General features: G+C 53.8%; 9 protein-coding genes. 2 read left to right on the plus strand and 7 right to left on the minus strand.

The annotated features are described in order from the left end of the window. Window positions 1-55: 55 nt before the first annotated feature. Window positions 56-2578 (minus strand): hybrid sensor histidine kinase/response regulator, encoded by a 2523-nt coding sequence (locus WMO45_RS01980; RefSeq protein WP_349138974.1) that lies wholly within the window; start codon window positions 2576-2578, stop codon window positions 56-58. Then, window positions 2575-3675, minus strand: coding sequence for an HD-GYP domain-containing protein (locus tag WMO45_RS01985; protein WP_349138975.1), 1101 nt, complete (start codon window positions 3673-3675; stop codon window positions 2575-2577). Before WMO45_RS01985 ends, WMO45_RS01980 begins: the two co-directional genes overlap by 4 nt. Before the next feature lie 236 nt (window positions 3676-3911). On the opposite strand from WMO45_RS01985, the gene WMO45_RS01990 reads away from it, so the two are divergent. Continuing rightward, window positions 3912-5783, plus strand: a complete 1872-nt coding sequence (locus tag WMO45_RS01990) for a purple acid phosphatase family protein (protein ID WP_349138976.1) — start codon at window positions 3912-3914, stop codon at window positions 5781-5783. An 81-nt stretch (window positions 5784-5864) separates the two neighbouring features. Continuing rightward, window positions 5865-7007 (plus strand): YibE/F family protein, encoded by a 1143-nt coding sequence (locus tag WMO45_RS01995; protein WP_349138977.1) that lies wholly within the window; start codon window positions 5865-5867, stop codon window positions 7005-7007. A 264-nt stretch (window positions 7008-7271) separates the two neighbouring features. Here WMO45_RS01995 and WMO45_RS02000 read toward each other — a convergent pair whose 3' ends face one another. From WMO45_RS02000 to WMO45_RS02020, 5 genes are all read right to left on the minus strand, one after another. After that, window positions 7272-9212 (minus strand): family 10 glycosylhydrolase, encoded by a 1941-nt coding sequence (locus WMO45_RS02000; RefSeq protein ID WP_349138978.1) that lies wholly within the window; start codon window positions 9210-9212, stop codon window positions 7272-7274. A 26-nt stretch (window positions 9213-9238) separates the two neighbouring features. Next, window positions 9239-11017, minus strand: a complete 1779-nt coding sequence (locus WMO45_RS02005) for an ABC-F family ATP-binding cassette domain-containing protein (protein WP_349139328.1) — start codon at window positions 11015-11017, stop codon at window positions 9239-9241. A gap of 97 nt (window positions 11018-11114) precedes the next feature. Then, window positions 11115-11426, minus strand: a complete 312-nt coding sequence (locus tag WMO45_RS02010; RefSeq protein WP_349138979.1) for a cysteine-rich small domain-containing protein — start codon at window positions 11424-11426, stop codon at window positions 11115-11117. A 75-nt stretch (window positions 11427-11501) separates the two neighbouring features. Then, window positions 11502-12131, minus strand: coding sequence for a hypothetical protein (locus WMO45_RS02015; RefSeq protein ID WP_349138980.1), 630 nt, complete (start codon window positions 12129-12131; stop codon window positions 11502-11504). An 11-nt stretch (window positions 12132-12142) separates the two neighbouring features. Further along, on the minus strand, window positions 12143-13672 hold the full coding sequence (locus WMO45_RS02020) for an NAD(P)H-hydrate dehydratase (RefSeq protein ID WP_349138982.1): 1530 nt from the start codon (window positions 13670-13672) through the stop codon (window positions 12143-12145). Window positions 13673-14003: the final 331 nt, after the last annotated feature.

Genomic DNA, 14003 nt, shown 5'->3' on the forward strand with positions numbered 1-14003 from the left:
AAAATGGGCGGCATGGTGTATAACCATACCGCCCATTTTCTATAGCGTGATTCACCTAACGCTCTCTCCTACGCAACAGCTCCGTCAGGGTTTGGCACAGGACCAGAACATCGATAGGTTTTGAGATGTGTGCGTCCATGCCGGCCTCTGTTGTGGCTGCAATATCTTCCGCAAATGCGTTGGCAGTGACCGCCAGAATGGGAATATCGGCTGCATCGGTGCGTTTCATAGCGCGAATTGCCCGTGCTGCATCGCAACCGTTCATCTCAGGCATCTGCATGTCCATCAAAATCGCATCAAAAAAACCGGGTGAAGATGCCTCGAAGCGTTCTACCGCCTCCCTGCCGTTCCAAGCCTGTGTCACCTCCGCGCCGTGCATAGAAAGCAGCTCAGTGGCGATTTCCATGTTTACCTCGTTATCTTCCGCCAACAGGATATGCCGCCCTTCCAGACGAATCTGTTCTTCTGCCTGCGTGTTGTCTGTTGGTTTGGATGGCTGGATCCGCTCCAAGGGTAGTGTAACCGTAAAGGTACTTCCCTTTCCTAATTCGCTCTCTACAGCGATTTGCCCATTCATTTGAGAGACCAGGTTCTTCACGATCGCCATACCAAGACCAGTACCAGCCACGTTTCTGGCGCCAAAGCGGGTTTCACGTTCATAGGGCTCAAAAACATGCGCAAGAAATGTTCTACTCATTCCGGCACCGGTATCTGAAACGATAAATTGATACTTGGCATACTCCTGCCCCTCTACCTGTCGGAGCTGGACCATAATCCGATCACCGGGCTGCGTGAATTTGACCGCATTGGAGAGCAGATTGTTTAGAATCTGAGTAATACGGAAGCTGTCGCCCATAACGGTGCCGTCCTCCAGTGTGACGGAGACCTGAAGGTGTTTTCCTTCTGTCTCGATCTGCTCACGGAACAAATCCACACATTCATTCAGACAGGCTTCCAGATCAAATTCCTGTTCGTTCAAGTCCAGTTTGCCGCGCTTAAGTCTGGAGAACTCCAGAATATCGTTGATCAATCCCAACAGTTGTTTACTGGAACGGTTGATCTTTTGCAGGTAGGCCTCGATCTTTTCCGGATCATTGGTTTGCTTAGCGGCAAGCTCCGACAATCCGATGATGGCATTGAGCGGTGTGCGCATATCGTGCGACATAGCGGAGAAAAACTGGTTCTGGGACTCTTCGTTCCGCTTAGCCGTATCCAGGGCATCTTCCAACAGATGCATCTGTTTGAGTTGTGCCTGTTTTTCCGCTTCAATTTCGCGAAAACAGAGCACAACCTCACCTTTGGACAACGATTCATCGAAAAGCAGCCGTACATTGACCCAACGGTATTCACCATGGAAACTACGCCGGAAATCTCCACCGAAATCACGCACTCGCTGCTTGACCAGTGCACGGACATTTTCCAGAGAAAAACACCGCAAAAATTCTTGAACGGCTACAGGCTCGATCACTTCAGAGAGTACGGACAAAAACTGCGGATACTCCCCTCGGTTCTTCAACCGTTTTCGGATATACTCCGACCCCTTTATGATCTCATAGGCGCCGCTGGTAAAATTAATGCGGTAAATGGCGTAGTAGGAGTTCCCCAGTACCCGGACCGTTTCATTGGTACGCTCCACACGCCGGCGCAACAGATAGTCTCGGACCCCCATGAAGACCGTAAACAGAATCAGGATCAGAAATACGACGGAAAATGTAATGGTCAGCCGCAGCAGTCCTCCCAGAATCGTCCGGAAGGGTATGGTAATAATGGAGATCCAGCCATTTTCCGCAACACTATAGTAGACGCCTCGCTGCCTGCCCTCCAAATCAAGCACATAGGAATCTGCACGTGCCAGTTCTCCACGCCGCATCTGTTCAACAATCCCGCTCACATAGTCCTGCATCTCATCCGGATCACTCTGCATTTCCGTCTGTGCATAGAGAAGCGTTCCGCTCCGATCACACAAGAAATACGAACTTCCTTCCGGAAGTTCAATGGTATTGGACGAAATACGGAATCTCTCCGGGAAAATATCAAATGCGATCACGTTTTCCCCAGTTCCGCTTTTGACCGCGATGGTGATGATGTTTCTGCCGGTGATGACATCGGTATAGGCATCGGTATAAATTACTTCACCGTCTGCCTCCAAGGCTTGTTGATACCAGCCTGTCTCTGAGAAATTGTAAGTTTCGTCCCCTTCCCAGTCGTTGGCGGCTACAATCTCACCGTCAATCACGGCGTAAGGGTCTACCGAGTCGCTGCCTGTAACATTCTGAATTGTTTCAAAAAAGACCTGCATCCACTCGTGCAGCTCCTCATCGGTTGCTCCCTGGCGAAATTGACGGTCCAGGTATTGTGCAGCCACTTTGATCAAAGACTCGTAGGTGGTAGCGCTCCGTTCCTCTTCCAAAGTATAACTGCGGGCGAGAGCACTGCCGGTCTGCTGGGCGTTTTCCAGCAATTCTTCCTGAAGAATATGCAGGCTTAGAATAGACAGCGTTAAAAATACCAGCAGCATCAGGAGATAGAAACGCAGACCGCCTACAACTTTTTTCCAGACACGTCTCTTCCCGCTCATACGCATCCCTCCGCCGGATGATACAGCTCCCGCAAACGCTTTTCTACACTGAAAAAGCTTTTCAGCAATCTGGGATTAAACGCGCCGCATTGCCCGCTGCGGATCATCTCTACAGCCTGATCAAATCCAAACGCATCTTTATAGACACGCTTGCTGACCAGTGCGTCATATACATCGGCAATGGAGACCACCTGAGCCCAGATGGTGATATCATCCCCCTTCAGTCCGTCTGGATAACCACGCCCATCCCAGCGCTCATGGTGGTGCAGGGCAATGTCATAGGCGTACTCATAGGCTCCATGCTCCCGCATTTGCGGGATTCTGGACAGCAGAGCACTGCCCTGACTGGTATGGGTCTTCATTACCTCAAATTCCTCACTAGTGAGTCGCCCGGGCTTATTGAGAATTGCGTCCGGTATGGCAATTTTTCCTACGTCATGCATAATAGCTGCCAAGGCAATCTGTTCAATGGTTTCCTCGGATAGTCCTGCACCCAGCTCTGTTTCACGCAGCAAGATGCTGGTGATGTCGTGGATGCGCCGGACATGATCTCCGGATTCCCCGCTGCGAAATTCGATGGCGGTAGACAGCGCCTCAATCATGCCAAAGCTAAGTGTCATGATCTGTTTTGTCTGCTCCAGCAGCTTGGACTGCTGGAGTTCTACCACGTTGCCAAGCCGCTTTCTGGCCTGATAGAGCTCAATCACTGAATTTACCCGTCGTTCCACGATATAGGGCACCACCGGCTTGTTGATCACATCTACTACACCAAGAGCATAGGCCTCTTCAATCATCTGGCTGCTGGTCTCTGCTGTGATGAGAAAAACCGGTAACTGGGCCAGCAATCCGTTTTCCTTCAAACGCTTGAGCAGTTCCATCCCACCCATGACAGGCATAACTACATCCAGCAGCACTGCACAGATCCGCCCCGGGTGGTCCAGTAGCTTCTCTAAACCAATTTGTCCATTTTCCGCCTCCTCGACTGCATATGATGAACAAAAGATCTGGTGTAAAATAGCACGGTTGATCTCTGTATCATCTACGATTAACAAAGTGTTTGGTACTTCTGGTTCATAGCCAAGAGCGGCGGATATCATGTTGGTTTTCCTCCTTGTTGCAAACCCTGTTTATGTTATCTTATGTATTTTCTGACCGTTCGTCAATAGTTCCTTTTCTTCTTCTCGCATGCAAGCAGCATAGAATTGCTTCTAACGTAAAGTCCATGTAAAGGTTGCGGAAAGCTTTGGAAAGGCTCCTTGCAGACGCTTTTTTTCGGTGCTATACTGCCTCCTGGTTCAAAAACCAAAACATACTGCAAAGGAAGTTGGAACACATGCAGACACGCAAAAAAGTCCTGGCCAGTCTTCTCAGCGGTGCGCTGGTGCTGAGCGTTTGCCCCTTGGCTCTGGCCGCCACTGCGAACTACAACGATAGCAGCGTCACCGGTGGATCCGCTGAGTGGCAGGCGTGGGTCAAGGAATGGGAGACGCTCGCCACCGATTATACTCAGGTATCCTTGACTCCCGGTGCGGATGAAACGCAGCTCAACTTTGCCTGGTACAGCAAAACGGAAAGCGGCAAAGAAGCTACCCCTGTCGTCCACTTCGGTACGGATAAGGAACATCTGACCGCCTTTACCGGCACTGCTGCCCAGGTGGATGACAGCCTGACCGACGGGGTGGCCTATGATTATAACCATGTCACGGTTACCGGACTGCAAGCCAATACCACTTATTACTACACTGTGGAGAAAAATGGCACCCAGACTGAAGTGCAGGAGTACAAGACTGGCAGTTTTGATCAGGTCAAGATGCTTTATGTGGGCGACCCTCAGATCGGAGCCTCCAAGGGCCAGCCTCAGGGCAGCGATACCCTGAAGGCTGACTCCGGCGCCGCTAACACCGCTGCCCGCAACGATGCCTTTGCCTGGAATCGTACTCTGGAGATTGCCACGGAACAAAATCCCGGTGTGAACTTCATCATCTCTGCCGGTGACCAGGTCAATAAGACCGGCCAGGCAAAAGAAGAAGAATATGCCGGTTATCTCTCCCCCGATGTGCTGGCCGGCCTGCCTGTTGCGACCACCATCGGCAACCACGACTCCCTCAATCCCGACTATACCTACCACTTTAACAACCCCAACGCCACAGAAAACGGCAAGACCCAGGCCGGCGGCGACTACTACTACTCCTACGGCTCTGGCCTGTTCATCGTACTTAACACCAACAATTATAATGTGGCCGAGCACGAAAAGACCATCCAGCAGGCTGTTGCTTCGGATCCTGACGCCGCATGGCGGATCGTTACCATCCATCAGGATATCTACGGTACTGGTCTGGATCATTCGGATACTGATGGCATGATTCTGCGCACCCAGCTCACTCCCATCTTTGACGAATATGATATCGATGTGGTACTCCAGGGACACGACCACACCTACAGCCGTTCCAAACTGCTCTATGGTGATGGCCAGACGCATGGCACTTACGAGTTCCGCCTGAACGACGAGGGCACTGATTACGACTGGGACAACGCCTATAACACCCAGACCGATGAGAAGATCCCTCTGTATCCCGAGGAGAGCGATACTGCCGGTACTGCCGCTCACGATGCCTTCCAGGCTGACAACGGCTGCTACACGATTGAGGATACCACCGGCAACACTGTGGTCAACCCCAAGGGCACGCTGTATATGACCGCCAACTCTGCATCCGGTTCCAAGTTCTATGAGCTCATCGCCAGCCAGCAGGACTACATTGCCAACCGCAGTCAGAACTGGCTGCCCAGCTATTCGGTTATCGATATGGACAGCGATAGCTTCTCCATTACGACCTATCAGATCACCTCCGAGGGCAAAGTGGAGCAGATCGATGATACCTTTACCATTGAGAAGAGCGACGAGGCTGCTTCTATCTCCAGCCTGACCAGCGACGGCGAGACCTATTACCGCCTGCGCGATGTGGCTGCCTCTGTGGCTGGCGCTGATAACCAGTTTGACGTCAGCTGGAATGGCAGTGTAACTGTTACGACTGGCAAGAGCTACACCGATGCCGTACCGTCCTCTACCCCGTCCACTGGTGCCCGCGTAAGTCTGGAACTGACGGTGGATGGTAAGACTGTGACCGCAGACGCGCTCCTGGCTGACGGCAACTATTACCTGCCCGCTTCTTTCTTTGCTACTCTGGGCGTGACGCTCGGCGCATAATCCGTCGGGCCGTGTAAGATCTGATTCCCGGCGGCCCTTGGCCGCCGGGAATTTCAATTCAATCAGAAAGGCTGAGCATCATTGAATATCAAAAAAGGCCTTGTGCGCTGGGGCATCCCGCTGCTGGTGCTGGCTATGTTTCTTCTGTTTACCTTTTACATCAATCAGATTGACCGAGTAGAACTGGTCAATCGGGATGGCCAGACGTTTGAAAAAGGTGTGGTGACCCAGATTCTCCAGGATAACCTCCAACCTGATGGCTCCCGAGTGGGAGAACAGCGGGTGCTGGTGGAGATGACCACAGGTGTCCGGGCCGGGCAGGAATTGGAAACTACCAGTTCTTCGGGCTTCCTCTTTGGCGCCGGATGCACGGTGGGGATGCATGTGGTGGTCATGCAGTCTGTAGCGGGCGATTCTACCATCACCAGCATCTATTCTCAAGACCGGGAGTGGGTAATTTATGCGTTTGCCGCGGCCTATCTTCTGGTACTGTGTCTGGTGGGAGGAAAACAGGGGGTCAAGGGTGCGCTTGGTCTGGTGTTCACCTTTTTCTGTATTCTCTTTGTCTATCTTCCCTTGGTCTACCGCGGCTGGTCTCCCTTTTGGGTGGCGGTGTTCATCTGTGTAGTGACCACGCTTGTGACCATGTACTTGATTGGAGGACCAACCATGAAGACGTTGGTCGCTACGGGTGGTACGGTAGCCGGTGTGGTAATTGCCGGACTTTCTGCTACCCTGTTCAGTATGGCTACCGGTATCACCGGCTGGAATGTGTCAGATATCGAAAGCCTGCTTACCCTTTCCACCACCAGCGGAGTCCAAGTAGGTGGTCTTCTATTCTCCGGACTGCTTATTTCAAGCCTGGGCGCAGTGATGGATGTAGCCATGTCCATCGGCAGCTCTATCGCTGAGATTCATGCCCAAAATCCTGAGCTGTCACGTAAGGAGCTCTTTCGGGCCGGAATGCATGTGGGCCGGGATATGATGGGTACCGATTCCAACACCCTTATTCTGGCCTTTGCCGGTGGCAGCATCTCCATGTTGGTGCTGGACTATGCCTACAATTTGCCCTATCGACAGATTATCAACTCGAATAACATCGGCATTGCCATCATGCAGGGCCTCTCCGGCAGCTTTGGCATCGTGCTGGCCGTACCGGTAACAGTTGCCCTGGCGGTATTTCTTTATACCCGCCATACGGCTTCTCCGACTGAAAACGACTGAATCCGCAATCCCCCCGGCCTATACTGGGCCAGGGGGATTTTTGTGCTCAGATTTCTAAGACGACTGTTGGCTGGTGTCTTGCTCTTCTGTGCCAATCCACTGGCCTTTCTTCGCCAGCTGGGGGATGCAGAGAGTGCCTTGCGGCATCTGTTCAAGCAGAAAAAATAGGACCCCACGTATGAATCGGTTACTTTCTCAAGGTCGGATATGTTTTGGAGAACAAAGTCGCAGCGGGCGCCCATACTGGGTGCCCGCTGCACTTTTTTATGGTTCGTAACTCAGCCACTGTTCCTGCTGGCCGTCGCTCTCATAGGTGTGGGAAACCGATGCCTCCAGAATTTCCTCGTAGGCCCAATACTCATCTTCAACATCGTCAAAGGGCATGGCAGCCTCCCGCTGACCTGCGATGCGCCCCAGTGCATGGTTGAGCATCTTGACTGCTTCTGCTCGGCTCACATTCTGATCCGGACGGAACGTGCCGTCCGGATAACCAGAGACCCATCCCTCCTGTGCTGCCAGCGCAATAGGTTGAGCCGCCCAGTAGTCTGCCGGTACATCCGGGAAGGAAACACCTCCGATCTCTGCCGCATCAAAATAAGCGGCGATGAGCTTGACCAGCTCGGCCCGGCTCACACTTTGCGTCGGACGGAAGGTCCCGTCCGGGTAACCATTCACTACACCATATTGTGCGGCAAACGCCACATAAGGTGCATACCACTCCTCCCCTGTCAGGTCAGAAAAACCACCAGTGCCACTTTCACCACTGTAAAGCGGTTTTCCTTGCTCGTCCACACTCAATCGAGCCAACATAGCCACAGCTTCTGCGCGGCTGAGGGATGCCTCAGGCCGGAAACTGCCGTTGCTTCCCTCTATATAGGCTGTGTGTTCCACGGTATTGAGGTAGATGGGGTCTGACGGCTTTGGTGTTGCGGTGGGCTCCGGCACAACGGTCGATGTGGGTTCCGGCGTCGGTGTGGGTGTTACCTGTGATTGCCCATAGCTTTCTCGGTAGAGCTGTACCAAATCGCTGTTAGCGGCAATGAGCTGATAACGAAAATGAACTTCACCCGTTACCTCCGACAGCGTGTCGTTGAATTCCAACTGTTTCTGAATGGCTGTGATCCCGTACCACGGATTGGTTGGATCATTATTCCCGGCCTGATAATCCGCCATTCCTATGTAAAGTGAAACGCCTGTACCCTTTACAGTGTCTGCCCACCAGCGTGCAATGGTAGCATAGTCCATACTTTTATGACCGATATACCAGTAAATCTGGGGACAAATATAATCGATCCACCCCTCTTTTACCCATTTGCGGCTGTCGGCATAAGAGGCATAGTAGCTCTCATATCCGCCGGTAGTGTTGGATCCCTCTGGCAAACTGCTCTTGTCCGCCCAGACTCCGGAAGGACTGATACCATAAGACAGCTCCGGATCGATGGCGTGCAAACGCTCACCAAGCGTCTTAACCAACTGATTAACATTGTCCCGCCGCCAATCTCCAAGATCGGAAAAACCAGCGCCATAAGCGGCATAGGTGGCAGCGTCGTTAAATCCACTGCCCGGATAAAAATAGTCATCCAGGTGGATGCCGTCCAGATCATAATTGCGGACCAGTTCTTCCGCTCCCTGGACAATGTACTCCCGCACCTCTGGCAAACCGGGATCAAAGTAGTAATTGCCGTCATATTCTACGACCCATTCGGGATGTACTTTGGCGGGATGATCGGCAGTCAGAGCATCAAATTCGCTCTGGCCGCTCTTGGTGATACGGAAGGGATTGATCCAGGCATGCAGTTCGAGGCCAAGCGCATGAGCCTGCTCCACCCAATAGGCCAGCGGATCAAACCCATCTGCCGGTGCAGTTCCCTGAGTGCCGGTGAGATACTTGCTCCATGGATAATATTCAGAGGGATAAAGTGCATCAGCGGAGGGACGCACCTGCAGGATCACCGCATTCATTCCCATATCCACGCATCCCTGCAGGATCTGGTCTGCATCCCGCTTGAGCACGGCTGGGTCTGTAGTGGCCTGGCTGGGATAGTCCAGACGGTATACGGTGGCCACCCACATAGCACGGAATTCCTCCTGTGTCCCCCCATTACCAGCAGCTGAGGCGCCGGGCTGGGTGGAAACACTTAGGCCGGCCAGAGCCAGTGCTCCTAAAATCAGTACGGCTAGCAGGGACTTCCAATGTGTTCGCATGATATTCTCCTTTGTGTATATCTGTGTTATTGCTTGGCGATCTGATCGGCCAGGTCGTTGAGGTAGACCCAGCGCTCCATCTTCTCCTCCAGTGCGGCCTCCAGTTCTCCCTGTTTTGTCTGTAGTTCCTGAAGCGCCACATAATCGGTGGCCTGAGCGGTCTGGGCAGCTGTCACTTGAGCCAGCTGTGCCTCCAGTGCGGCGATATCGGCGTCAATGGTCTCAAACTCCCGTTGTTCCTTGTAGCTGAATTTCAGCTTTCGAGGGGCGGAACGCTCCGGCTTTTTCTCCGGCGAGGGAACCTTTTCCACCTTGGAGCGTTCCTCTGCCCGGCGGGTCTGCAGGTACTCCGTATATCCTCCGGGGTATCCCTTTACCCGTCCATCCGCCTCCACAGCGAATACCCGGCGCACCACCCGGTCGAGGAAATACCGGTCATGGGAGACGGTTACTACCGCGCCCGGAAAGGAGTCCAGATAGTCTTCCAACACGGCCAGGGTCTGGATATCCAAATCATTGGTGGGCTCGTCCAATAGCAGGACATTGGGTGCGGCAGCCAACACGGCCAGCAAATAAAGCCTCCGCTTTTCGCCGCCGGAAAGTTTGCAGATGGGACTCCATTGAACCTCCGCCGGAAAGAGAAACTGTTCCAGCAGTTGAGAAGCGGTAAGCATTCCAGACGGAGTTTCAATCCGGTTCCCGATTTCCTTTACATAGTCAATCACCCGGATATCCCCATCCATATCGGGCACTTCCTGCCGGAAATAGCCGATGCGTACCGTCTCCCCTACCTCAATCTCGCCGCTGTCTGGGAGAAGTTCTCCAGCGATCAGGTTTAGAAGGGTGGATTTGCCGCTGCCATTGGCACCCACGATGCCGATTCGGTCGTCCCGGAGAAGCATGCAGTCAAACTCCCGCAGCACAGTCCGCTCTCCAAAACATTTTCCCACCTGGCGTAGTTCCACCGTCTTTTTCCCTAGACGGCTGGACCGGGCGGAAAGTTCCATGGTGTTTTTTTCCACGGGACCGGTTTGGGACTTCAGAGCCTCATATCGTTCCAGCCGTTCCCGGCTTTTGGTCCCGCGGGCGGTGGGGCCCTGCATTACCCATTGGTACTCTCGACGGAGAATGGCTTGACGTTTGCGTTCGCTGGCCTTTTCGCTTTCCAATCGGGCCGCTTTCTGCTGCAGATATTTATCATAGTTTCCCTCGTAAGTAAAAAGCCTACCGTCCTCGACTTCCACCATACGCTTCACAATCCGTTCAAGAAAATAGCGGTCGTGAGTGACCATCACCAGTGCGCCTTTCCAGGTTTTCAAATAATCCTCCAGCCAGTTTACCATATCGTTGTCCAGATGGTTGGTGGGCTCGTCTAGTATCAATATGTCGCTGGGGCGCACCAGTACCGCTGCCAGCGCTACACGGCGGCGCTCTCCGCCGGAGAGTTCGCTCACATCTTGGTTAAAATGGACTACCCCCAACTGATTGAGGATGGTCCTGGCTTCATACTCAGCTAAAGAACGATCCGCTTCATTCAGTCCCAGAAGAACTTGCTCCAATACCGTGCGTCCGGCGGGAAACACCGGATTTTGGGGCAAGTACTCCAGCCGCACATTCGGGTCCAGCCGCACAGTACCTTCGTCTGGTTCTTCTACCCCAGCCAACAGGCGCAGCAAGGTGGATTTTCCTGCACCATTGAGCCCAATGACTCCGATTTTATCTCCTCGCTCCACATAAAAACAGACCTGATCCAACAGTACCCGCATGCCGTAAGTCTTAGTCAGCCGTTCGGCAGAGAGCAACATATTCATTCCTCGCTTTCATCCTTTGTAATCTGCCAATCCGGCATATAAAAACGCCGGTCCCCGCATTTTTACGGGGGCCGGCGCCTATTGATCCTCATCACGTTCCGGAGGGATCCTGTTCCCGTTCCCGTTCCGCCATGGTCTGCGCAATACGCTGGAACGATTTGGCGATATAGCCGTAGCTTTTTCGCTGATGTGGAAGGGTGCAATTGCTGCAGTCTTTGATGCCGCTGGGCAGATACCGGTAATTTCCACCGCACTCCCGCCCAAGCATGTAAAGCGGACAGTAGCAAAACAGACAGTTGAGCTCCTCTCCGTCAGGCATCGTGTGACAGGGATAATATTCGCAGGCTTTGTTGGTAAAAAAGGCAAAGGATTTGCCCTCCCAATATTCCTTCTCCTGATCCATATTTACTTCCTTTCCCTGGCAGCGTTGCCGCACCCAGCCCGTTTTTATCCATGGTACACGGCTTTGTGGTATCTGTCAAGGGTCGGCATTCTCCTGCGGGAGTGAAAAATGAAATGCGTTGAACTGGCACCGAACGATCACGTTCCCATCCTGAGAAATCTCTCCGCCCAGCAACGCATGGCTGTCCGGGTCAAACCACAGGGAACATTCCCGCCCGCTTCCCACTTCTTCTTCCGGATCCCGGCAGATCAAACGAAGCTGTTCGCCGCCTTCCTCTGTTTCCTCCATACCGCACTCAGCAATAAAGCCGCCCTTGATATATTCCAGCAGAGCTGGGACCGCATCCACCGGACTTAGCCCCGCTTCATCCAGAGGCCCCGTCTCTACCCGTATCCCGTCATACTCCAATGTTGTTTCGCCGTCCTGTATACGAGCCGAAATACCCGCCACAAGCTCCGGTGCGGTAAGGGTTAACACCATTTCCGCACCCGAAGTATAAGTGAGTTGCGCGCTGTATTCATACACTCGCTGCCCATAGTCGGCGGTAATATCGACTGTGGACTGGCACTCCGTCATGGATAGATATTCTCCGCGAATTTCCATCGCCAGTTGTTCCGCTTTGTTTTCACTCCCTGCTGGGGCACAGGCGCACAGGCCCAGGCACAGGGTCATCATTAGTACGCTCATCCCGATCCGGTGGCGCACTTGGTTTCCTCCTATCCTACATGCTTTCGGATGACCGCAGGTAAGGCATCAATAAGATCAGAGGGCGTCATGCCGTACTCCCCGATCTCTTGGGCACAAACATCTCCTGCCGCGCCGTGGAGCCAAACCGCCATGGGCACTGCCTGCCGGGCAGGAAATCCCTGTCCCAGCAGGGATAGGATGATGCCAGACAGCACATCGCCGCTGCCCCCTTTAGCCATACCAGGATTGCCGGTGGTATTGATGTAGGCAGACCCATCTGGGAATGCCGTAATGGTGCGGTGTCCCTTCAGGACCAGGCAGCAGGTGTGCTCCATAGCAAATGTCCGAGCTGCACGCAGCCGGTCACCATCGGACAGGTCACCACCCAAGCGAGCAAATTCCCCGTCATGGGGGGTGAGCACTGTGTGCAGGCCCTGACGGGCGTCCAACACATCTATATGTCCCTCCAGCGCGTTTATGCCGTCGGCATCCAGAACTACCGGCAGACGGATCTCTTGCAGCAAATGACGCACCACAGCGGCAGTGCTGTTGCTGCGCCCAAGCCCCGGTCCAAGCAGGCAGATCCCACAGCTGGATATCTGTGCCAGGGCGGCTTCCCCGGCCTCCAGCGAGAGCTGCCCGTCCTTCCCCGCCGGCAGCGGATGAGGCATAGGTTCGTCCAGTTTGGCCGCCACAATGGGCCACACGGGGGCCGGAAGCCCCAGGTTGACCAGTCCGGTACCGGTACGCACTGCAGCTCTGGCAGCAAGGGCCGGTGCACCAGTATAGCCCACACTGCCTCCCAGAATATAGACTTTTCCAAAGTCACCCTTGTGGGCATCCAGCTGTCGGTGTGGCAGGTGAATATCGTCAGCCTCCACGCTCTGGACCGGATATTCCTGGGCGTCCACTAACTCGCGTGGAATCCCGATGTCCGCCACCGTCAGTTCCCCGGTGCACAAACCGCCTTTTCCAACGTAGTGCCCTGCTTTAGGGAGCGTAAAGGTCACCGTACGCTTGGCATGTACCGCCGCACCAAAAATCCGGCCGGTATCCGCCTCCACACCACTAGGGATATCAGCAGACAATACTGGGATTTCGCAGGTATTCATCATGTGGACAGCCGTAAGGGCATCCCCACATACCGCCGTGTTCAGACCAATACCAAAGAGCGCATCCACCATCACGTCACATTCTAGGCACCAACGGGCAAACTCCGGATCATCCGGCTGAAATTCTTCCAATTTTCCCCCCGCTGAAATCAGCTGAAACTCCATAGAACGGGTGCTGTGAGTCATTTTCTCTCTTTGTCCTACCAGGATACAGCGCACCTCAAATCCACGCTCCAGCAGCAGCCGGGCACAGCCCACGCCGTCTCCGCCGTTGTTGCCTGCCCCACAGAAACACACAGCCCGGCCTGTTGGCTTGCCTGCCAGTTCCACTGCTGCCGCGGCCAGGGCAGCAGCAGCTCGTTCCATCAGTTCCAACGCGGTATGCCGTCCGGTCTCTATCGTCAAACGGTCCAGTTCTCGCATCTGTTGCGCTGTCGCAATTCTCATGCCAGTCCACTCTCCTAACGATTCATTGGAAACAGCTCTCATTATATGCTTGGGAAAGAAGTGAGTCAATTTCATCTTGCACTTTTTTACGGTTTGTGTTATAAATTTAGATACAATGCGAAGAAGGGAAAAAGAGCGGTTTTCGTCCCAGCAGAGAGCGTCCGTCACCGGCTGAAAGCGGATGCGGGGTACGACCCGGTCGGTTCGTCCTGGAGCGGCCCTGGAGACAGGGACGGCATGGCCCCACGTTATCGGGGCCGAAAGCGCCCGCCACATGCGGGAATTGCGGGTGGTACCGCGGAAGGCTTGCCTTTCGTCCCAAGTAATTGGG

It is taken from the genome of Flavonifractor hominis (genome assembly GCF_040095835.1).
Lineage (GTDB): Bacteria > Bacillota > Clostridia > Oscillospirales > Oscillospiraceae > Flavonifractor > Flavonifractor hominis.